Here is a 22,281-nt window from a genome sequence, read left to right on the forward strand (position 1 = left end):
TGCAAGATGCAGACATTGCATTGCAAGGCTATTCTACTAAATTTGCCCTGTAAAATCAAGTGCTTTTACAGGAAATTTTGCCGGAGTTACACTACCCCGGCAAAATCTTTATCCATTTTTCAGGAATCAGCCCTTGGTGCGGCCAGCAATGATCTGGTCAGCAATGTTCTTGGGCACCGGCTCGTAGTGAGACGGCTCCATGACATACTGGCCACGGCCCTGAGTCTTGGAACGCAGGTCGGTAGCGTAGCCGAACATCTGAGCCAGAGGCACAAATGCATTGACGCGCTGAGTACCAGCCATAGCTTCCATGCCCTGGATCTGACCACGGCGTGCATTCAGGTCGCCGATAACATCGCCCAGATACTCATCGGGAACGATAACTGCAACCTTCATGATAGGCTCAGTGATGATAGGATCAGCCTTGCGCATAGCATCCTTGAATGCCATAGAACCAGCAATGGAGAAAGCCATTTCAGAGGAGTCGACCTCATGATAAGAACCATCCCACAGGGTAACCTTGACATCAACGACAGGATAGCCAGCCAGAACACCGGACTTCATAGCACCCTGGATACCGTTGTCGATAGCCGGGATGTATTCCTTCGGGATGGCACCGCCAACGATGGCGTTGACGAACTCGTAACCCTTGCCGGGCTCGTTGGGCTCGATCTTGATCTTAACATGACCGTACTGGCCCTTACCACCGGACTGACGTGCGTACTTGGTCTCCTGGTTGGCCTCTTTGCGGATGGTCTCACGGTAAGCAACCTGAGGTGCACCCACGTTTGCTTCAACCTTGAACTCACGCAGCAGACGGTCAACGATGATCTCCAGGTGCAGCTCGCCCATACCGGCGATGATGGTCTGACCGGTCTCTTCGTCAGTGTAGGTCTTGAAGGTCGGATCCTCTTCGGCCAGCTTTGCCAGCGCGATACCCATCTTCTCGTTGCCGGCCTTGGTCTTAGGCTCGATGGCAACACGGATAACAGGCTCGGGGAACTTCATGGACTCCAGAATGATGGGATGATTCTCATCACACAGAGTGTCACCGGTAGTGGTGTTCTTCAGACCGACAACAGCAGCGATATCACCTGCGTAGCAGCAGTCGATATCCTTGCGGTGGTTAGAATGCATCTGCAGGATGCGGCCCATACGCTCCTTGCTGTCCTTCACGGAGTTGTAGACAGTGGTACCTGCCTCAACCTTACCGGAGTAAACACGGAAGTATGCCAGCTTACCAACGAACGGGTCGGTAGCGATCTTGAAGGCCAGAGCTGCGAAGGGAGCGTCGTCGGAAGACGGACGGGTCTCCTCTTCCTCAGTCTCGGGATTCACGCCCTTGATGTCAGGGACGTCGGTAGGAGCGGGCATATAGTCAACGATAGCGTCCAGCAGCTTCTGGACACCACGGTTCTTGTAGGAAGAACCGCAGACAACGGGAACCAGCGTGTTAGCGATGGTCTCCTTGCGGATCGCAGCCTTCAGCTCGGCACGGGTGATCTCCTCGCCCTCGAGGTACTTCTCCATCAACTCTTCGTCGTTCTCAGCAACAGCCTCGATCAGAATGTTGTGGTACTCCTCGGCCTGCTCACGCATATCCTCGGGGATGGGCTCAGTGCGCATGTCGTTGCCCATATCGTCGTAGTAGACCTCAGCGTTCATATCGACCAGGTCAACGATACCGCGGAAGGTATCCTCCTGACCGATAGGCAGCTGGATCGCCACGCCGTTTGCGTGCAGACGATCGTGCAGCATCTTGATGCAGCGGAAGAAGTCGGCACCCATGGTGTCCATCTTGTTAACGTACACCATACGGGGAACCTTATACTCGTCAGCCTGACGCCAAACGGTCTCAGACTGCGGCTCAACACCGCCCTTTGCAGCCAGAACGGTCACAGAACCGTCCAGCACGCGCAGGGAACGCTGGACCTCAACAGTGAAGTCCACGTGGCCCGGGGTGTCGATGATGTTGATGCGGTGACGGTTCTTCTTGAATGCAACCGGATCCTTCTGGGTCTCAGAGTGGCTCCAGTAGCAGGTGGTAGCAGCGGAAGTGATGGTGATACCACGCTCCTGCTCCTGAACCATCCAGTCCATGGTAGCGCCGCCATCATGAACTTCGCCGATCTTGTGATTGATACCGGTGTAGTACAGAATACGCTCGGTAGTAGTAGTCTTACCAGCATCAATGTGGGCCATAATGCCGATATTTCTCGTCATCTGAAGAGAAACTTCTCTGGGTGTAGCCATGAAATTAACCTCCTACAGAACAGATCAATAACGGAAATGAGCGAAAGCCTTGTTAGCCTCTGCCATCTTGTGAGTATCCTCACGCTTCTTCACGGCGTTACCAGTGTTGTTGGCAGCATCCATGATTTCAGCAGCCAGACGCTGAGCCATGGTCTTCTCACCACGGCTGCGGCTGTAGGCAGTCAGCCAGCGCAGACCCAGGGTCTCGCGGCGAGCCGGGCTGACTTCCAGAGGAACCTGGTAGTTAGCACCGCCAACGCGGCGGGTCTTGCACTCGAGGCTGGGCATGATGTTCTCCATCGCCTTCTCGAAAGTCTCCAGAGGATCGTTGCCGGTCTTCTCCTGAATCATGGAGAAAGCTTCGTAAACGATCTTCTGAGCGACGCCCTTCTTGCCATCCAGCATAACGCTGTTGACCAGACGAGTGACCATCTTGGAATTGTAAATAGGATCAGCTAAGACATCGCGCTTAGCAATGTTACCTCTTCTAGGCATCTTTCTTCCCTCCTTCACAGAATGATATCATCGGTACTCGAAAGTAATAAAACTCCCGTTGTGTCACAAAGAGCTGACCTTTACATAAACTGTTGCCCTCCGCTTTGCAAGCGGACTTGTTATTTATATAATGGAAAGCCGTTTATGGCGGTTGTCCTCAATTACTTCTTTGCAGCACCGGCCTTAGGACGCTTTGCGCCGTACTTGGAGCGGGCCTGATTACGGCCTGCCACACCCTGAGTATCCAGGGTACCACGGATGATGTGGTAACGCACACCGGGCAGGTCCTTAACACGACCGCCACGGATCAGCACGACGGAGTGCTCCTGCAGGTTATGGCCGATACCGGGAATGTAAGAGGTGACCTCGATACCATTCGTGAGGCGGACACGAGCAACCTTACGCAGAGCAGAGTTGGGCTTCTTGGGGGTCATGGTACGAACAGCAGTGCAGACACCACGCTTCTGGGGGCTGTTCAGATCAGAATACTGTTTCTTCTGAGAATTGTAGCTCTTCAGCAGTGCGGGAGCGGTGCTCTTGGTAGCCAGAACCTGACGGCCCTTGCGTACAAGCTGGTTAAAAGTAGGCATTTTGTTTCTCCTTTCTTAATAATGCACATCGGACTTTTTCCGACTTTTTTGCCGCACTATCCCCATGAGGGATGCGCAACAGTTATATAATACTCGCTTTACAGGCGGATGTCAACAGTTTTTGCAAAGTTTTTTGCATTTATTCCAGATTTTTTCTTTCAGCATTTTTTCGACGCAAAACGCACAGTTTTCTCCCCTGTTTCCGCTTTTCCGGGCATATAAAAACCGCCCTGCAGGCGGATGCCCACAGAGCGGTCCATTGTTTTATTTCAGAAGAAGGAGCTTTGCTTACTGTACAGCAGCTGCCTGTTCGGCAGCGATCTCAGCATCGCGCTCAGCCTCACGGTTCTTCAGATCCTCACGGACTTCCGGCAGACCGGTACCTGCGGGGATCAGTTTACCAATGATGACGTTCTCCTTCAGGCCGGCCAGCGGGTCGACCTTGCCCTTGATGGCAGCTTCGGTCAGCACGCGGGTGGTCTCCTGGAAGGATGCAGCGGACAGGAAGGAGTCGTTTGCCAGAGCAGCCTTGGTGATGCCCAGCAGCACCTGCTGGTACTCAACCAGCTTCAGGCCCTCTTCACCAGCGTCGATGCGCTGCTGCAGATCGGCGTTGATGCTCTCCACTTCCAGACGGCTTGCCAGTGCACCGCCGATCAGGTTGGAAGAACCGGAATCCGTCACGCGCACCTTGCGGCACATCTGACGGACGATGACTTCGATATGCTTATCGTTGATCTCAACGCCCTGCAGACGGTAGACCTTCTGAACTTCGTTGATCAGGTAGTTCTGGACATCCTCCAGACCCTTGATTGCCAGAATATCCTGCGGATACAGAACACCTTCACGGGTGATGATGTCGCCCTTCTCCACACGGTCGCCCGGCATCACGCGGGAATGCTGGGTGAACGGGATGGAGTAGCTCTTTACAACCTCGGCACCGTTCTCGTCCTTGCCGGTCACCTTGATAACGACATTCTTCTTGGTATCGTCCTGAGAAACGACACCAGAGATCTCGCTCATGATGGCCATGCTCTTGGGACGGCGGCTCTCGAACAGCTCTTCAACACGGGGAAGACCCTGCGTGATATCTTCAGCAGATGCGATACCGCCGGTATGGAAGGTACGCATGGTCAGCTGAGTACCAGGCTCGCCGATGGACTCTGCGGCGATAACGCCGACAGACTCGCCCAGACGGACCGGCTCGCCGTTTGCCATATCGGAACCGTAGCAGCGTGCGCAGACACCGGTCTTTGCACGGCAGGTCAGCAGGCTGCGGATCTTCAGCTTGGTAATGCCAGCAGCCTCGATCTCGTTTGCATCGTACAGGTCGATCATCTTGCCTTCCGGCACGATCACCTTGCCGGTGACGGGGTTGACCACATCGCCCACAGCGAAGCGGCCGATCAAGCGCTCGCGGAAGCTCTCGATCTTCTCCTTGCCCTCGTGGATCTCAGACACCCACAGGCCGTCGGTGGTGCCGCAGTCGATCTCGCGCACGATGACATCCTGAGAGACATCGACCATGCGGCGGGTCAGGTAACCGGAGTCAGCGGTACGCAGAGCGGTATCGGCCAGACCCTTACGGGCGCCACGGGCAGAAACGAAATATTCCAGAATATTCAGACCTTCACGGTAGTTGGCACGAATGGGCATCTCGATGGTGTGGCCAGCGGTGTTTGCCAGCAGGCCGCGCATGCCGGCCAGCTGCTTGATCTGGTTCATAGAACCACGAGCACCGGAGTCTGCCATCATATAGATCTCATTATCCTTGGGCAGGTTGTCTGCCAGAGCCTTGGAGACCTTATCGGTGGTAGCCTGCCAGATGGCGATGGTCTGGTTGTAACGCTCGTTGTCGGAGATCAGGCCGCGGTTGAACAGCTTGCCGACCTTTGCGATCTGCTGGTCAGCCTCAGCGATCAGTTCCTGCTTCTGCGGCGGGATCACAGCGTCGCACACAGCGACGGAGATTGCAGACAGAGTGGAGTACTTGTAGCCCTGTGCCTTGATGGCATCCAGCATCTTTGCACACTTGCGGGTGCCGTTGCGGGTCATGCAGCGGGAAATGATGTCGGGCAGAGTCTTCTTGGTCACGCGGAAGCTGACCTCATACTCCAGCCAGTGCTCGGGATCAGTACGGTCGATATAACCCAGATTCTGAGGAACAGGGTTATTGAAGATGATGCGGCCGACGGTGGTTTCCACCAGACCGGTGCGCTCCACGCCGTCAATGGTCATGGTGCGGCGCACCTTGATGGGTGCGTGCAGGGTAACGATGTGCTCTGCATAAGCCATCAGGGCTTCGTTCTCATCGCGGAACACCTTGCCTGCGCCCTCGTCATTTTCACGAACGGTGGTCAGGTAGTAGCTGCCCAGGATCATATCCTGCGTAGGCACGGTAACAGGTGCGCCGTCAGAGGGCTTCAGCAGGTTGCCGGAAGCCAGCATCAGCATCTTGGCCTCACGGCAGGCATCCTCGCCCAGAGGCAGATGCACTGCCATCTGGTCACCGTCGAAGTCGGCGTTGAATGCGGTACATGCCAGCGGGTGCAGCTTGATTGCACGGCCCTCCACCAGCACCGGGTTGAAAGCCTGAATGCCCAGACGGTGCAGGGTAGGTGCACGGTTCAGCAGAACGGGGTGGCCCTTGATCACGGTCTCCAGGCTGTCCCACACTTCGGGCTTAGCGCGCTCCACCATCTTGCGGGCGGACTTGATGTTGTTGGCAATGCCCTTCTCCACCAGATCCTTCATGACAAAGGGCTTGAACAGCTCCAGAGCCATTTCCTTGGGCAGACCGCACTGATCCATCTTCAGCTCAGGGCCGACGACGATAACAGAACGACCGGAGTAGTCAACACGCTTGCCCAGCAGGTTCTGACGGAAGCGGCCCTGCTTACCCTTCAGCATATCGGAAAGGCTCTTCAGTGCGCGGTTGTTGGGTCCGGTGACCGGACGGCCGCGGCGGCCGTTGTCGATCAGGCTGTCCACTGCTTCCTGCAGCATACGCTTCTCGTTGCGCACGATGATGTCGGGAGCGCCCAGCTCCAGCAGACGGCGCAGACGGTTGTTGCGGTTGATCACGCGGCGGTACAGGTCGTTCAGGTCGGAGGTGGCAAAACGGCCGCCGTCCAGCTGGACCATGGGGCGCAGGTCAGGCGGCAGAACAGGCAGCACATCCATGACCATCCATTCAGGACGGTTGCCGGAAATGCGGAATGCCTCAACTACTTCCAGACGCTTGAGGATGCGCACGCGCTTCTGGCCGGAGGACTTTTCCACCTCGGCAGTCAGCTCTTCACTCAGCTGATCCAGATCGATCTCCTTCAGCAGATCCTGAATGGCCTCAGCGCCCATAGCAGCCTCGAACTCATCACCGTAGTGGTCGCGCATCTCACGATACTCGCTCTCGGTGAGCAGCTGCTTCTTTTCCAGACGGGTAGCGCCCGGATCAGTGACGATATAGCTTGCAAAGTACAGCACCTTCTCCAGCAGGCGGGGGCTGATGTCCAGCATCAGGCCGATGCGGCTGGGGATGCCCTTGAAGTACCAGATGTGGCTGACGGGAGCGGCCAGCTCAATGTGGCCCATGCGCTCACGGCGGACCTTGGCCTTGGTCACTTCAACGCCGCAGCGGTCGCAGATCTTGCCCTTGTAGCGGATGCGCTTATACTTACCGCAGTGGCACTCCCAGTCCTTGGTAGGTCCAAAAATGCGCTCACAGTACAAGCCGTCGCGCTCCGGCTTCAGGGTACGGTAGTTGATGGTCTCAGGCTTTTTGACCTCGCCGTAGCTCCAGTTGCGGATCTGCTCCGGGGAGGCAAGGCCGATCTTGATGGAATCGAAAACGTTGTTTTCCATGAAACGAACCCTTTCTTAATCTCTAGTTGTCTCGATGATACAGGCGGCTTTCTTGTTCAGACCACAGGCCCCTCTCCCCTGCCGCAGCACGCGGAACAGGGGGCTTGAGGCTTGTGTTCTTTGTCTGATCAGAAATCTACTTCGTCAGAAGAAGCGGGAGCTTCGGCACCGGAGTTATTGTCCTCCAGCACAGAAGGATCATCGAAACCGGCATCGGCATCCTTAATATTATAATCGTTGAGCAGTTCGCTCTCCTGCACGACGTTCTCAGTGCCGGCAACATCGCGCATATCAAAGCCGGTCTCTTCGTCGTCGAAGTTCTGACGCATGTCGATCTCGTTGCCGTCCTTGTCCTGAACAACAACATCCAGACCCAGAGACTGCAGTTCCTTCAGCATAACGCGGAAGGACTCGGGGATGCCGGGCTGCGGGATCGGCTCACCCTTAACGATGGCCTCGTAGGTCTTCACACGGCCCTCCACGTCGTCGGACTTGACGGTCAGGATCTCCTGCAGAGTGTAAGCAGCGCCGTAAGCTTCCAGTGCCCAGACTTCCATTTCGCCAAAGCGCTGGCCGCCGAACTGGGCCTTGCCGCCCAGAGGCTGCTGAGTGACCAGAGAGTAGGGGCCGGTAGAACGTGCATGGATCTTATCATCGACCAGGTGATGCAGCTTCAGGTAGTACATATAACCGACGGTAACGCGGTTATCGAACTTTTCGCCGGTGCGGCCATCGTAAACGGTGGTCTTGCCATCGCGGTCCAGCTCGATCTTGGAGAAGTCGATGATGTGTCCCTTCTCGCCCATGATCTTGGGGAGCTTCGTGGGATATGCAGGAGCATTCTCACCATGCCACATCTCGCGGGCGGTATCAAAGGTATCGCCGATGTCGTTCTCACGAGCGGAATCGAAGACGGGAGTCATGACCTTGATGCCGCATGCCTTGGCAGCGTAGCCCAGGTTGACTTCCAGCACCTGACCGATGTTCATACGGGAAGGCACGCCCAGAGGGTTCAGCACGATGTCCAGCGGAGTGCCGTCGGGCAGGTAGGGCATGTCCTCCTGCGGCAGAATGCGGGAAACGACACCCTTGTTGCCGTGACGGCCTGCCATCTTATCGCCAACGCTGATCTTGCGCTTCTGGGCAATATAGCAGCGGACGACCTCGCGCACGCCGGGCTGCAGTTCGTCGCTGTTCTCCGGGGTGAACACCTTGACATCCACAATGATGCCGTATGCACCATGGGGCACGCGCAGAGAAGTATCACGCACTTCGCGTGCCTTCTCGCCGAAGATGGCGCGCAGCAGGCGCTCTTCAGCGGTCAGCTCGGTCTCGCCCTTCGGGGTGACCTTACCGACCAGAATGTCGCCGCTCTTGACCTCGGCACCGATGCGGATGATGCCGCGCTCGTCCAGATCCTTCAGTGCATCCTCAGAAACGTTGGGGATATCACGGGTGATCTCTTCGGGTCCCAGCTTGGTGTCGCGGCTCTCGGTCTCGTACTCTTCAATATGAATGGAGGTGTACACGTCCTCGCGCACGATCTTCTCGTTCAGCAGAACGGCATCCTCGTAGTTGTAGCCTTCCCAGGTCATGAAGCCGATCAGAGCGTTCTTACCCAGAGAAATTTCGCCGTTGCGCATTGCAGGGCCGTCGGCCAGCACCTGACCGGCCTTGACACTCTCGCCGACCTCCACGATGGGACGCTGGTTGATGCAGGTGCCTGCGTTGGAGCGTGCAAACTTGACCAGAGGATAATCCTCCAGCTCGCCCTTGTTGTTGCGCACAACAACATGATCGGCATCCATCTTCTCAACGATACCGTCATTCTTTGCCAGAACAGCGGTGCCGGAGTCGGTAGCAGCCTTGTACTCCATACCGGTAGCAACGATGGGCTGCTGGGTGACCATCAGAGGCACTGCCTGACGCTGCATGTTGGAACCCATCAGAGCACGGTTACAGTCATCGTTCTCCAGGAAGGGGATGCAGGCGGTAGCAACAGAGACCATCATTCGCGGAGAAACGTCCATGTAATCGACTTTCTCTGCATCAATTTCAAGGATCTCGTCGCGGCGGCGGGCAGAAACGCGGGGACGCACGAAGTGCTTGCCCTCATCCAGCGGCTCGTTGGCCTGTGCCACAACGTACTCGTCCTCGACATCAGCGGTCATATACTCGACCTCGTCGGTGACGACCTGTTCCTTCAGGTTGCCGTTCTCGTCATAGATCTTCTTGACCTTGCGGTACGGAGCTTCCACGAAGCCGTACTCGTTGATCTTGGCGTAAGATGCCAGATAGGAGATCAGACCGATGTTGGGGCCTTCAGGAGTCTCGATGGGGCACATACGGCCGTAGTGGCTGTAGTGAACGTCGCGGACCTCGAAACCTGCGCGGTCACGGCTCAGACCGCCGGGGCCCAGAGCAGACAGGCGGCGCTTGTGGGTCAGCTCAGCCAGCGGGTTGTTCTGATCCATGAACTGGGACAGCGGAGAAGAACCGAAGAACTCCTTGATGGCTGCCACCACCGGACGGATGTTGATGAGGGCCTGCGGGGTGATGACGCTCTGATCCTGGCTCTGCAGGGTCATGCGCTCACGGATGACGCGCTCCATGCGGGAGAAGCCGATGCGGAACTGGTTCTGCAGCAGCTCGCCCACGCTGCGGATGCGGCGGTTGCCCAGATGGTCGATATCATCGGTGGTGCCAATATTGTGGCCCAGACCGTTCAGGTAGTTGATGGAAGCCAGAATATCGGCGACCGTAACGGTGCGGCCGATCAGCTGGTCGTGGTTGCGGCGCAGCATCTCCTTCTGCTCTTCCACATCAGAGGTGGTGTCGAGGATCTTCTTGATCTCATCGAAGGAGCAGCGCTCGTTGATGCCGCACTCCTTCACGTCGAAGGAGAAGAAGCCCTGTGCATCCACACAGCCGTTGGTGATGACCTTGATCTTCCGGCTCTCTTCCTTCATGGGATCGTCGAGCTTCAGCACGACCAGATTCACACCGGCATTGTCAGCCTTCTCGGCCAGCTCGCGGGTGATCTTGGCACCAGCCTCGATCAGGATCTCGCCGGTCAGCGGAGCGACCACATTCTCAGCAGCCACCTGACCGGTGATGCGGCGTGCCAGAGACAGCTTCTTGTTCATCTTATAACGGCCGAAACGAGACAGGTCATAACGACGCGGGTCGAAGAACAGCATGTTGATCTGGCTGGTAGCAGACTCCACCGTGGGAGGCTCGCCGGGGCGCAGCTTGCGGTAGACTTCCAGCAGGCCCTCTTCCTGATTCTTGGTGGTATCCTTTTCCAGAGTAGCGAGGATGCGCTCATCGTCGCCAAAGAAGTTCAGGATGTCCTCGTTGGTGGACAGGCCCAGTGCACGGCACAGCACGGTGACAGGCAGCTTGCGGTTCTTATCGATACGGACATAGAACACATCGGAAGCATCGGTCTCGTACTCCAGCCATGCACCGCGGTTGGGGTTCATGGTGGCGCTGTACAGGTCGTTGCCCACCTTATCCTTGGCATCGCCGTAGAACACGCCGGGAGAACGCACCAGCTGGCTGACGATAGCACGCTCTGCACCGTTGATCACAAAGGTGCCGGCATCGGTCATCAGCGGGAAATCGCCCATGAAGATCTCCTGATCCTTCACTTCGCCGGTCTCCTTGTTCAGCAGACGGGCGGTGACGCGCAGGGGTGCTGCATAGGTCACGTCGCGCTCCTTGCACTCCTTGATGCTGTACTTCGGCTCCTTGTCCAGGCGGAAGTCCACAAAGCTCAGTGCCAGATTGCCGGTGTAGTCCTCAATGGTGCCGATATCGTGGAAGACCTCTTTCAGGCCCTCGTCCAGGAACCACTGATAAGAGTTCTTCTGGACCTCGATCAGGTTCGGCATACTGATGACTTCGTCGATGTGGGAGAAGCTCATGCGCTCGGTTTTGCCGAGCTTTACGGGCTTGACTTTCATCATAAAATCAACCACTCCTTACTTTTATACTCTACGGGATGTCGTATACACGGGTCAAATTTGAGCAGACACACATAATTCGACCCGCGTCGAAGGGAACCTTTCGGCGTTTTTCACAAACTTTTCGGTTTGACCCGTCCAGCCGCCGCCTGCGTATTCCCCTTTTTGGCGCACTAGTCCATTATGTGATACTAATGCAGTATACACCCTAAAAGCCTTGCTGTCAAGCCATTTTTCAGATTTTTGCCAAAACAAATTTATTTTTCTTTCATTTTCGCACGCCCGGCAGCGTGTTGCGTTTTGCTGTTTTAGGGCTTGATTTTTTTATTTTGCACGTTCCTGTTCATAATCCCCTTGTGCAATTTGTCTATCTTTGCCCTTGTGTTTTGGCGTATTACTTTTACAGTCGGATATGCCCGTTTTCCCTTGCGGCCCTTTTTTGTGAAAAAGCAGCTCAGAAAAGCTCGCAGGCTTTTCTGAGCTGCAAATATAAAAATAATGTTTTCTCTAATATTGCCAGAGCGCAAGCGGCGGCAATTATAATCGTTCACTCATCCAGATAATCCCGCAGGCGTTTTGCACGGCTGGGATGCCGCAGCTTGCGCAGGGCCTTGGCTTCGATCTGCCGCACCCGCTCCCGGGTCACATTGAACTCCTTACCCAGCTCTTCCAGCGTGTGCGCCCGGCCATCCTCCAGCCCGAAGCGCAGTGCGATCACCCGCTCTTCCCTCGGTGTCAGGCTTTTGAGCACGCTGAACAGTTCCCGCCGCAGCAGCTGCCGCCCGGCTTCATCCACCGGGACGCCTGCATCCTCGTCCTGAATAAAATCTTCAAGGTGGGCATCCTCTTCCTCGCCCACCGGCGTTTCCAAGCTGATAGGGTCCTGCGCCAGCTGCAGCAATTCCCGCACACGGTCCGGCTCCATGTCCAGCTGAACAGCGATCTCTTCCGCGGTAGGCTCCCGGCCATTTTTCCGCAGCAGGTCACCCGTCGTCTTTTTGACCCGGTTGATGCTCTCCACAAGGTGCACCGGGATGCGGATGGTCCTCCCCTGATCTGCAATGGCGCGGGTGATGGACTGACGGATCCACCACGTGGCATAGGTGGAAAATTTGAAGCCGCGCTCCGGCTCAAACTTTTCCGCCGCCTTCATCAGACCGAGATTGCCTTCCTGAATGAGATCCAGAAACGGCAGGCCCCGCCCTGCATAGCGCTTTGCCACCGACACCACCAGCCGCAGGTTCGCTTCGCTGAGCTTCCGCCGGGCATCCTCATCCCCGGCCTGCGCGGCACGGGCAAGCTCCGTTTCCTGTTCTGCCGTCAGCAGCGGCACCCGGCCGATCTCCTTCAAATAGGCCTTTACCGGGTCGTCCAGCGCCACCCCCTCTGCCGAAAGCTCATGTTCCAGCCTGCCGATCTGCGTTTCATCCAACGCAGGCAGGTCCGCTTCCTCTTCGGTCAGGTGCACGCCGCGGTCCTCCAGTGCCGTATACAGCTCGTCCAGCTGCGCCACATCGTAATCCTGTTCGTCCATGGCACGGCTGATCTGCTCCGGTGTCAGGGCATGGTGGCGTGCCCGCGCAGCCAATGTTCTGGCCAATTCCTCCGTTTGCGACAATTTCTGCATGGTTCCTGCTCCTTTCCTCTCCTGCTCCAGCCGGAGGGGAAAGCGGGGGATCATTCTTCTACAGGCACATTTCCCTGCTTCTTTTCGCGCATCGACTGGAGGTAATCACTCAGTTCCTCATTGGACATATGCGCCGCCTTGCCTGCCATGGGCATCCCCCGGGCAATGCGGTCCAGATACAGCCGGATATCATCCGGCGTACAATTCACATCGCTGTATTGTGCCGCAAGATGGCTCAGTTCATTCAGCGCTTCTTCGCTTACAAAAGCGCGCAGCGTGGTCAGGCTGATCTCAATGCCCTCCTGTCGGCAGCGCAGCATGGCTTCAAACAGCTCCTTCTGCTGCGGCAGCACGAACTGTTCTGCGGTCAGCTGCCCCTGCACCAGATCGATATAGTGCGGCTCCCGCAGCATGGCCGCCAGCAGTCGCTGCTGTGCGCTGGCAATGCCCAGCGCCTGACTGCCGCCCGCACTGTACGGCACGTTGATCTGATTCATCTCACCGGACTTGAGCGCCTGCTGCTTTTTCTCCCAGCGGTGCTTGCTGCCCGCCCTCTTCACGGCGGTCTCCAGCTGGGTCATGATAGCTGTTTTGGAGATGTTGGTCTCCTCAGCCAGACGCCCCGCATACACTTCCTGCTCGGTAGGGTTGGAGCGCTCTGCTAGCATATTCACAGCTTCCTTCACGTATTCCAGCCGCTGGGCATCCTGTGCCAGATCGTACTGGCTGCGCAGACGGCCCAGCCGGAAGTCCAGTGCATTGCCCACACCGTCCAGCAGGGCTTTGAATCGCTCTGCGCCATACTTTTTGATGTACTCGTCCGGGTCCTTTGCACCGGGGATCTGCAGCACGCCCACCTTTACCGGGCTGTTGCGGAACAGTTCCAGCGAGCGCAGCGTGGCCTTCTGGCCTGCTTCGTCCGAATCGTAGCTCAGGATCACCTCGTCAGCATACTCGCTGATGAGCCGCACCTGCTCCGGGGTCAGGGCCGTGCCGCAGGCGCACACTGCTGTGTCGATGCCTGCCTGATGCATACTGATCACGTCCATGTAGCCCTCGCACAGCACGAACCGGCGCACCGCGCTGCGCTTTGCGATCTGCAGCGCAAACACCGTCTCTGATTTGTGGTACACCAGCGTTTCCGGGCTGTTGACATATTTCGGTTTGGAATCGTCCAGCACGCGCCCACCAAACGCAATGATGTTGCCGCGCAGGTCAAAGATGGGGGTCATCACCCGCTTCCAGAACAGGCAGTAGATGCGGCCGGACGCACTGCGCTTGAACAGGCCGCTGGCATCCAGCTCCTGCTGATTGTAGCCCTTATCGCGCAGGAACTGATACAGCGCCTGTCCGTCGTTTGGCGCATAGCCCAGCCCGAACCGGACGATCGTCTTGTCGTCCAGACCGCGCCGCCGCCAGTAGGCACGGGCCTGCCGGGCTTCCTCCACGGTGGAGTTCAGGCAGGCGTGGAAAAACCGTGCCGCCTCCTTGTTCATGGAGAGGATGCGGCTGCGCATCCGGCCTGTTTTGTCGTCCTCCTGCGGCTCCGGCATACCGGCCCGCGCTGCCAGCAGCTTAACGGCCTCCGGGTAATCGATGCTGTTGATCTTTTTCGTAAAGGTAATGGCATCGCCGCCTGCGCCGCAGCCAAAGCAGTAAAAGCTCTGGGTGTCCGGGTAGACGTAGAATGAGGGCGTTTTTTCGCTGTGAAAGGGGCACAGGCCGCCATACAAACGTCCCTTGCGCTTGAGCTGCACATAGCTGCCCACCAGCTCCACAATGTCGGTGCGGCGGGTCAGTTCTTCAATGTATTCGTGTGGGATCATAGATCTTTCAAACGACCTTTCGGATTTATAGGACATGCCACTTCCGGGGCACAAACAATTCCTCAAAAGTACGGATGGCAAATTCATCGCTCATGCCACTGATGTAATCGGTCACTGCGCGTTCTCCGCCCTCCTGATAAGCCAGCTGGATGTAGAAGTTGGACATCCGGTCCACATGGTTCAGGTAGTAATCGTACAGTTCCCCGATCACCTTGTCCACCTTCTGCTCTTCCCGCTTGGCGGTCTTGTCCACGTACACGGTGGCGTACATGAAATCCCGCAGCGCAAGGAAGGCTTCGTTTTCCTCTGCGCCCACCTTCACATCCCCATCGCTGTTGGCAAGGATACTGTTGATCATGGTGGTGATGCGGGCAGATTTTGTCTGGCCCAGCACGGCGGTGCATTCCTTCGGCAGGGTGGCTGGGTCCAGCACACCGGCGCGCACCGCGTCCTCAATGTCATGGTTCACATAGGCGATCTGATCCGCCATGCGCACGATGCGCCCTTCCGGCGTTGCCGCCCAGGTGCCCTTTGTGTGGGTCACGATGCCGTTGCGCACCTCCCACGTCAGGTTCAGGCCCCGGCCGTCCTTTTCCAGCTTGTCCACCACACGCAGGCTCTGCATGTAGTGCTTGAAGCCGTCCGGGCACAGCTCATTCAGCGCGCGCTCCCCGGCATGGCCAAACGGCGTGTGGCCCAGATCATGGGCAAGGCTGATCGCTTCAGTCAGATCTTCGTTCAGCCGCAGAGCGCGGGCAATGGTCCGCGCGATCTGCGAGACCTCCAGCGTATGGGTCAGTCGGGTGCGGTACAGGTCTCCCTCCGGCGAGAGGAACACCTGCGTCTTTTGTTTGAGCCGTCGGAATGCCTTGCAGTGCAGCACCCGGTCACGGTCACGCTGGAACACCGGCCGGATCGGGTCCTGCTCTTCCGGCAGCATGCGGCCGCGGCTCTGGTCGCTGAAGGTAGCCCACAGCGCGAAGGTCATATGTTCGATCTCTTCTGTGCGCTGACGTACATCCATACAAAGTCGCCCTCCCTTTTTGTCGCCATTCCCCCTCTCTGTTTCGGCACAGCCGATCCCAATTGCTGCGTCTGCGGCAATTGTAGCACACCCGCTTTGTCGAAGGGGGAAAAAGCCTGTCGGTTCGCAAAATAATGCTTGCTTTTTTATTTTTGCCGCTTCCGGGTTCAGAACGGTGCGTAGAACGGGTCGGATACCGTCACCTGCGCGCTGCCGCGCGTCAGCTCCCGCAGCTGTTCCAGCAGCGGGCCTTCGGTGTGTTCCGGCATCTGCCAGCACAGGGTCACGCGATCCGTGAACTGCGGCGCGGCCTGTTTTGCTCCCGCCGCATCGATCAGCAGCGATGCACGCTCATAAAGGGAGTAATCCACCGTCACGCGCAGCTCCACCACGCTGCGCACCGTGACCACCTCGGCATTTTCCAGTGCACGGGCCGTAGCCGTGGTGTATGCACGCACCAAGCCGCCGGTGCCCAGCAGCACACCGCCAAAGTAACGGGTCACCACCACGATCAGATCCGTCAGGCCGCTGTGCTGCAGCACCTCCAGCGCTGGTGTGCCCGCCGTCTTGGCCGGTTCACCATCATCTGAATAGCGTTCCCGGTTGCCTTCCCTCAGGCGGTAGGCATACACATTGTGGCGGGCGGTGCGGTTGGCCGCACGCACCTGTTCCAGAAATGCAACGGCAGCTTCCTCGCTGTCCGCAAATGACAGCGCCGCAATGAAGCGGCTCTTCTTTTCTTCGTATTCTCCTGTGGCCGTGCCATGGATGGTGCGGTAATCCTCCACTGTGGTTCCTCCTGCATGTTATTCAAAACAAGTATAACATAAATCGTCCGTTGTGCAACCACTGCCGCATACGTTTTTGCGTCAAGGCCAGCTCCTGGTACCGCTGCCCGCATGTCCTCTGCCAGAAAAAAGCGCAGCAAAAAATCGGCCAAGCCTTGCAGCTCAGCCGATCTTTTGTTAGAAGAAAGCAGATGATCACTTCGTAAAGAGCTGGATCCACTGATGGCCCCAAGTACTGGAGCTGTTGTAGTAGTAGCCAACACCCATTGCACGGGCTTCGGGATCCAGAATGTTTGCGCGATGGCCTTCGGAGTTCATCCAGGCATTCACGACTTCTTCAGGAGAAACGCTGCCCCATGCGGCATTCTCGCCAGCAGCGGCATCCGTCACGCCGTACTCGCTGAGAACAGTGTACCACTTGGTACCATTGGGACGAACGTGAGAATTGACGGTTGCGATCTCTTCGGCGCGCCGCTGAGCAGCTGCGGTGAGCTTTGCATCGCCCATGACCAGGGGCTGCAGGCCGTACTTTGCACGCTCGGCATTGACCAGATTCAGAACTTCCTGACGGTAGTTGCTGGTGTAAGAGTTTTCGGGGCAAGAGAAGATCAGCACCCAGTAGTTGTTGTAAACGCCGCCTTCGTAGTGGCCCACGCTCATGGTGGTCACATCCGCATTCAGCATGCGCTCACGTGCGAAATCAATGTTCATCCACTGATCCACCGCTGCATCGGGGGTAGAAACGCCAGCTATGTAGTTTTCGCCAACGGACGCATCGTCGATACCATTCTCTGCGAAGATGGTAAAATCGCGCTGGCCATTGGGACGAACGTAGGAATAAGAAGAGGCCAGTTCCTTAGCGCGCTCCTGAGCGGCACTATTGTGGTTGCTGTCGCCCAGCTGAACGGGCTTCAGGCCAGCCTTTACGCGCTCGTTGTTTACGCGGCGCAGGAACTCGTTCTGATAAGCTTCGTCCTGAAAGCTGATGTAGGAATTTTCTTCTTCGATGGAGGCAGAAACCGAAGCCTCAGCTGCGTTTGCAGTAACGGGCTTAAGAGATGCAGCACCAAAAACCACAGCCAAAGTCATAGCTGCTGCTGCGATATTCTTCAGGGTGCGCATCTCGAGTTTCATAAGACATCCTCCGTAAGCTTTTGTATATAAAAGCTTTTTTGCATTCATGTGAATGCGTACTGCAACACATTTGCAACTCTTCCGTTTCAAATGTGTTGCTTTTGTGCAACAAAAGTATCACAATAGCATCTCATCGTCAAGGGGTTTCTGTCAATTTTTTGAGAGAAAATGCAAAAAAATCAAAATTTCCCGTTCCGAAAACGTTTCACAAGCGCAACAGGTTCATCCAAGATACCGTAAATTTGTTACGTCCGTGTTGCACTTCACCGTTTTCAGGATTGTTTCGTCACACTTAACGTGTTGCATTTTATTTTTCTACACCTTTTCTGCAATGTTTTTCATGCATTTTTCTGTATGTTTATTCGCTTATATGCATATTTCAAAGTGTAACAGACTTTTGTGTGCGCTTTTTCCGTCTCACTCCCCTTCCGCAGCCCTTTTCTGGGCTGCAGCCAGCCTTTGGCTGTACTTTCTGCAACAAAAAACAGCACAGGCAGCCTTTTCAGGGCCATCTGTGCTGTGCCGTATTCCTTATATAAAAAGAAGAGCGGCTCCGAAGAGCCGCCCTCCCACAATTCAGGCTATGCTATAAAAAGATCTCGCGTCAGTCGATCACTGAGCAGCCTTTGCTGCCTCGATCTGCTTGATCAGTTCGGGCACGACCTTGAACAGGTCGCCCACGATGCCGTAGTCGGCAACACCGAAGATGGGTGCGCCCTCATTCTTGTTGACAGCGATGATGCACTCGGAGTCCTGCATACCAGCGGTGTGCTGGATAGCGCCGGAGATGCCCAGAGCAACATAGATCTTGGGATGCACGGTCTTGCCGGTCTGGCCAACCTGATGGTCAGCAGTCATCCAGCCTGCATCGGTGACGGCACGGGAAGCACCCACAACGCCGCCGCCCAGAGCAGCTGCCAGCTGCTCAGCCAGCTCAATGCCCTTGTTGACATCCTTGCTGATGCCGCGGCCAACAGAGACGATCACGTCTGCGCCGATCAGATCGACCAGCTTCTCAGCGGCCTTCTCAACGCTCAGGACCTCGGTCTTGATGTCCTCAGCAGCCAGAGCGAATGCGGGCTTCACGATCTGGCAGGCATCAGCCTTGGCCTGATCGAAGGGAGCCTTCTTCATAACGCCGGGACGCACGGTGGACATCTGCGGACGGAAGCGGGGGCAGATGATGGTAGCCATCAGATGGCCGCCGAATGCGGGACGGGTCATCTTCAGGTTGCGGTCTTCCATATCGAACTTCTGCTTGGACAGGTCGATGGTGGAGCTCTCCTTCAGGAAATCGATGTACTTTGCAGTGTCGATGTCCAGATGGGTAGCATCAGCGGTCAGGCCGGTGTGCAGACGAGCTGCGCAGCGGGGGCCCAGATCGCGGCCGATGTTGGTTGCACCGATCAGCAGGACTTCGGGCTTGTACTCGTTGACCATGTCGCACACGACCTTAGCGTATGCATCGGTGGTGTAGTCCTTCAGCAGGGGGCTGTCGCAGACCATGACCTTATCGGCACCATAGCCGCCCAGCTCCTTGGCAATGCCTTCCACGTTGTCGCCCAGCAGCAGACCGGTGACCTCGCAGCCCAGCTCATCAGCCAGCTTGCGGGCCTCGCTCACCAGCTCGAAATCAGTGGGCATCAATGCGCCCTGGCGCTGCTCGCAGAAGACCCATACGCCCTTGTATTCGTTAAAATCAGCCATTGTAATCCTATGCTCCTTTCATCAGATCAGGTGCTTCTTGGCCAGGATACCAGCCAGCTGTGCGGCAGTATCGTCGCCCTTCAGCATGGTGCCTGCGCCCTTCTGCGGAGGAGTGAAGGACTTAAAGACGTTCGTCGGAGAACCCTTCAGACCGATGGTATCAACCTCGATCAGCGGATCGTCCTTCAGTGCGTTGTAATCAAACACTTCCATCGGCTTGTCGTAGCAGGTGAAGATGCCATTCACGCTCATGTAACGGGGCTGGTTCAGCTCCTTGATGCAGGTCAGCAGGCAGGGAGTCTGCACCTTGACCATCATGTAGCCGTCTTCCAGCATACGCTTCACGGTCAGGGTGTTGCCATCCTTCTGGATGTCTGCCACGTAGGTGACCTGAGGCAGATGCAGCTTTTCAGCGATCTGCGGGCCGACCTGTGCGGTATCGCCATCGATTGCCTGACGGCCGCAGAACACAACGTCCTCGGGGCCAACGCCGATCTTGTTGACAGCAGCAGCCAGGATCTGGCTGGTTGCAAAGGTATCGGAGCCGCCGAACTCACGGCCGGAGACCAGAACAGCCTTATCAGCGCCGCGGGCCAGCAGCTCACGCAGCATGCCTTCTGCCGGCGGGGGACCCATGGTAACAACAACGACTTCGCAGCCGGTAGCGTCCTTGAGCTTCAGAGCAGCCTCCAGAGCGTTCAGGTCATCAGGGTTGGTGATGGTAGCCATCGAAGCACGGTCCAGAGTGCCATCGGGCTTGACGGACACCTTGCCGGAGGTATCAGGAACCTGCTTTACACAAACAATTGCTTTCATTGTAACTCTTGCCTCCCTTACTTCAGCAGCGCGCCGGAAATGACCATCATCTGCACTTCGCTGGTGCCCTCGTAGATCTCGGTGATCTTGGCATCACGCATCATGCGCTCGATGGGATAGTCACGGGTGTAGCCGTAACCGCCGAACAGCTGCAGGCAGCGACGGGTCACATCGCTTGCGGTGCGGGCTGCGATCAGCTTTGCCTGAGCAGCCTCGACGCTGTAGCGGACCTTCTTGCCGTCCATAGCCTCCTGCTTCTTCAGAGCAGCAGCGTAGACCAGATACTTTGCAGCCTCAACGCGTGCCTTCATCTCAGCCAGCTCGAACTGGGTGTTCTGGAATGCGGAAATGCTGCGGCCGAACTGCTTGCGCTCCTTGACGTAAGCAACGGTCTCTTCCAGAGCGCCCTCGGCGATGCCCAAAGCCTGAGAAGCAATGCCGATACGGCCACCGTCCAGAGTAGCCATAGCCAGCTGGAAGCCGCGGCCACGCACACCCAGCATACGGTCAGCAGGGATGCGGCAGTCCTCAAAGATCAGCTCGCAGGTGGAAGAACCGCGGATGCCCATCTTGTCCTCAGCCTTACCGACGGAGAAGCCCGGGTCGGTGCGCTCCACGATAAAGGCGGAGCACTGCTTGGTGGGACGGCCCTTCTTGTCGGGCACGATATCGGTGACAGCAATAACGATAAAAACGTTTGCGTAGCCGGCGTTGGTGATGAAGATCTTGGAACCGTTCAGGATCCAATCACCGGTCTCGGGGTCCTGCTTTGCAAAGGTCTGCTGACCCTGTGCATCGGTGCCGGCACCCGGCTCAGTCAGGCCGAAAGCACCCAGCCACTCACCGCTGCACAGCTTGGGCAGATACTTTGCCTTCTGCTCGGGAGTACCATTTTCATAAATAGGAGCAGCACACAGGCTGGTGTGAGCAGAGACGATGACACCGGTGGTGCCGCAGACCTTGCTCAGCTCTTCCACTGCCATGACGTAGGACAGCACATCGCCGCCTGCACCGCCGACCTCAGTCGGGAAATAAATGCCCATCATGCCGAGCTTGCCCATCTTTTCGACGGTCTCTTTGGGGAAGTACTCTTCCGCATCAACCTTCTTTGCCAGGGGCTTGACTTCGTTCTCAGCAAACTCGCGGTACATTTTCTGTACCATCTGCTGCTGCTTGGACAGAGTAAAATCCATCGCTATATCCTCCTAACGGGTCTTTTTCATTTACCGGAATTGCCCGGTGCAAACAAATTCCTCCCGGCCGCGTTTCCGCGGTCGGGAGAAATGTTTATCAGAATTTACAGCTGGTCAACAGGGGTCTTGGTGCGGTCTGCGTTGTAAACGTAGAAGCCCTTGCCGCTCTTGCAGCCCAGGTTGCCGCCGCGGACCATCTTGCGGATCAGCGGGCAGGCACGATACTTGCTGTCGCCGGTCTCCTTGTACAGCACATCCATGATGGCCAGGCAGATATCCAGGCCGATGAAGTCGCCCAGCTCCAGGGGACCCATGGGGTGGTTGGCACCCAGCTTCATAGCGGTGTCGATGCCGGCGATATCGGAAACGCCTTCCATCTTGATGAAAGCAGCTTCGTTGATCATGGGGATCAGGATGCGGTTGACGACGAAGCCTGCAGCCTCATTGACCTGAACCGGCTGCTTGCCGATGGCAACAGAGATCTCCTTGATCTTCTCAACGGTCTCAGCGGGAGTGTTGCAGCCTGCGATGACCTCGATCAGCTTCATGCGGTCTGCGGGGTTAAAGAAGTGCATGCCGACCAGCGGACGGCTAACGCCCTTGCCGATCTCGGTGATGGACAGAGAAGAAGTGTTGGAAGCGAAGATGCACTCGGGCTTGCAGATCTTATCCAGCTCGCCGAAGGTGGTCTGCTTGACCTTCATATCCTCAAAAGCAGCCTCAACGACCAGATCGCAGTCAGCGCACAGGTCTTCCTTCAGGCCCGGGGTGATGGCAGCAACGATAGCGTCTGCCTTTTCCTGCGTCATCTTTCCCTTAGCAACCAGCTTCTCGTAGCCCTTCTTGATCTTTGCCAGACCATTCTCGGCCCACTCCTGCTTGATGTCGCACAGAGCAACGGTGTTGCCCTCAACCTGTGCAAATGCCTTTGCGATGCCCTGGCCCATGGTGCCAGCGCCGATAACACCGATCTTCATAGGAAACCTCTCCTTTAATATC

14 protein-coding genes are annotated in these 22,281 nt (G+C 56.8%); all 14 read right to left on the reverse strand.

Features of this window, described 5'->3' with window-relative positions:
• Nucleotides 1–126: 126 nt before the first annotated feature.
• Nucleotides 127–2,253, reverse strand: a complete 2,127-nt coding sequence (fusA, locus tag J3348_RS02695) for an elongation factor G (RefSeq protein ID WP_097774838.1) — start codon at nt 2,251–2,253, stop codon at nt 127–129.
• Nucleotides 2,254–2,277: 24 nt separating this feature from the next.
• Complete coding sequence (gene rpsG, locus J3348_RS02700) at nt 2,278–2,748, reverse strand: 30S ribosomal protein S7 (RefSeq protein ID WP_005930552.1); 471 nt, start codon at nt 2,746–2,748, stop codon at nt 2,278–2,280.
• A gap of 161 nt (nt 2,749–2,909) precedes the next feature.
• Complete coding sequence (gene rpsL / locus J3348_RS02705) at nt 2,910–3,338, reverse strand: 30S ribosomal protein S12 (protein WP_005940205.1); 429 nt, start codon at nt 3,336–3,338, stop codon at nt 2,910–2,912.
• Between the two features lie 288 nt (nt 3,339–3,626).
• Nucleotides 3,627–7,199: a DNA-directed RNA polymerase subunit beta' gene (gene rpoC, locus J3348_RS02710; RefSeq protein ID WP_097781921.1), complete on the reverse strand. Its 3,573-nt coding sequence runs from the start codon at nt 7,197–7,199 to the stop codon at nt 3,627–3,629.
• 128 nt (nt 7,200–7,327) lie between these two features.
• The gene (locus J3348_RS02715; RefSeq protein ID WP_097778125.1) at nt 7,328–11,170 is read right to left on the reverse strand and encodes a DNA-directed RNA polymerase subunit beta; all 3,843 of its coding nucleotides are present in this window, start codon (nt 11,168–11,170) and stop codon (nt 7,328–7,330) included.
• 544 nt (nt 11,171–11,714) lie between these two features.
• Complete coding sequence (gene rpoD, locus J3348_RS02720) at nt 11,715–12,794, reverse strand: RNA polymerase sigma factor RpoD (RefSeq protein WP_120079519.1); 1,080 nt, start codon at nt 12,792–12,794, stop codon at nt 11,715–11,717.
• Between the two features lie 50 nt (nt 12,795–12,844).
• Nucleotides 12,845–14,620, reverse strand: coding sequence for a DNA primase (dnaG, locus tag J3348_RS02725; RefSeq protein WP_005940187.1), 1,776 nt, complete (start codon nt 14,618–14,620; stop codon nt 12,845–12,847).
• Nucleotides 14,621–14,645: 25 nt separating this feature from the next.
• On the reverse strand, nt 14,646–15,644 hold the full coding sequence (locus J3348_RS02730; RefSeq protein WP_207698238.1) for a deoxyguanosinetriphosphate triphosphohydrolase: 999 nt from the start codon (nt 15,642–15,644) through the stop codon (nt 14,646–14,648).
• A 167-nt stretch (nt 15,645–15,811) separates the two neighbouring features.
• Nucleotides 15,812–16,432, reverse strand: coding sequence for a YigZ family protein (locus J3348_RS02735; RefSeq protein ID WP_097774833.1), 621 nt, complete (start codon nt 16,430–16,432; stop codon nt 15,812–15,814).
• A gap of 195 nt (nt 16,433–16,627) precedes the next feature.
• The gene (locus J3348_RS02740; RefSeq protein WP_207698239.1) at nt 16,628–17,566 is read right to left on the reverse strand and encodes a CAP domain-containing protein; all 939 of its coding nucleotides are present in this window, start codon (nt 17,564–17,566) and stop codon (nt 16,628–16,630) included.
• Between the two features lie 612 nt (nt 17,567–18,178).
• Entirely contained in the window at nt 18,179–19,273 is a 1,095-nt protein-coding gene (acrA, locus tag J3348_RS02745) for an acryloyl-CoA reductase electron transfer subunit beta (RefSeq protein WP_005940176.1), read from the reverse strand.
• A 21-nt stretch (nt 19,274–19,294) separates the two neighbouring features.
• Nucleotides 19,295–20,089 carry an acryloyl-CoA reductase electron transfer subunit gamma gene (gene acrB, locus J3348_RS02750; protein ID WP_005940175.1) on the reverse strand — a complete coding sequence of 265 codons (795 nt, stop codon included), beginning with the start codon at nt 20,087–20,089 and terminating at the stop codon, nt 19,295–19,297.
• 17 nt (nt 20,090–20,106) lie between these two features.
• Complete coding sequence (locus J3348_RS02755) at nt 20,107–21,282, reverse strand: acyl-CoA dehydrogenase family protein (RefSeq protein WP_005940174.1); 1,176 nt, start codon at nt 21,280–21,282, stop codon at nt 20,107–20,109.
• 104 nt (nt 21,283–21,386) lie between these two features.
• The gene (locus tag J3348_RS02760; RefSeq protein WP_005940172.1) at nt 21,387–22,259 is read right to left on the reverse strand and encodes a 3-hydroxyacyl-CoA dehydrogenase NAD-binding domain-containing protein; all 873 of its coding nucleotides are present in this window, start codon (nt 22,257–22,259) and stop codon (nt 21,387–21,389) included.
• Nucleotides 22,260–22,281 lie beyond the last annotated feature (22 nt).

Origin of the sequence: Faecalibacterium sp. Marseille-Q4896, from assembly GCF_017377615.1 — a bacterium.
Classification (GTDB): domain Bacteria; phylum Bacillota; class Clostridia; order Oscillospirales; family Ruminococcaceae; genus Faecalibacterium; species Faecalibacterium taiwanense.

Bases quoted from the DNA above. Each gene is read 5' to 3' on its own strand.
- acrB (WP_005940175.1), bottom strand. From the start codon at position 20,089: ATGAAAGCAATTGTTTGTGTAAAGCAGGTTCCTGATACCTCCGGCAAG.
- rpoC (WP_097781921.1), bottom strand. From the start codon at position 7,199: ATGGAAAACAACGTTTTCGATTCCATCAAGATCGGCCTTGCCTCCCCG.
- rpsL (WP_005940205.1), bottom strand. From the start codon at position 3,338: ATGCCTACTTTTAACCAGCTTGTACGCAAGGGCCGTCAGGTTCTGGCT.
- J3348_RS02740 (WP_207698239.1), bottom strand. From the start codon at position 17,566: ATGAAACTCGAGATGCGCACCCTGAAGAATATCGCAGCAGCAGCTATG.
- J3348_RS02755 (WP_005940174.1), bottom strand. From the start codon at position 21,282: ATGGATTTTACTCTGTCCAAGCAGCAGCAGATGGTACAGAAAATGTAC.
- rpoD (WP_120079519.1), bottom strand. From the start codon at position 12,794: ATGCAGAAATTGTCGCAAACGGAGGAATTGGCCAGAACATTGGCTGCG.
- acrA (WP_005940176.1), bottom strand. From the start codon at position 19,273: ATGGCTGATTTTAACGAATACAAGGGCGTATGGGTCTTCTGCGAGCAG.
- fusA (WP_097774838.1), bottom strand. From the start codon at position 2,253: ATGGCTACACCCAGAGAAGTTTCTCTTCAGATGACGAGAAATATCGGC.
- J3348_RS02715 (WP_097778125.1), bottom strand. From the start codon at position 11,170: ATGATGAAAGTCAAGCCCGTAAAGCTCGGCAAAACCGAGCGCATGAGC.
- J3348_RS02760 (WP_005940172.1), bottom strand. From the start codon at position 22,259: ATGAAGATCGGTGTTATCGGCGCTGGCACCATGGGCCAGGGCATCGCA.
- dnaG (WP_005940187.1), bottom strand. From the start codon at position 14,620: ATGATCCCACACGAATACATTGAAGAACTGACCCGCCGCACCGACATT.
- J3348_RS02730 (WP_207698238.1), bottom strand. From the start codon at position 15,644: ATGGATGTACGTCAGCGCACAGAAGAGATCGAACATATGACCTTCGCG.
- rpsG (WP_005930552.1), bottom strand. From the start codon at position 2,748: ATGCCTAGAAGAGGTAACATTGCTAAGCGCGATGTCTTAGCTGATCCT.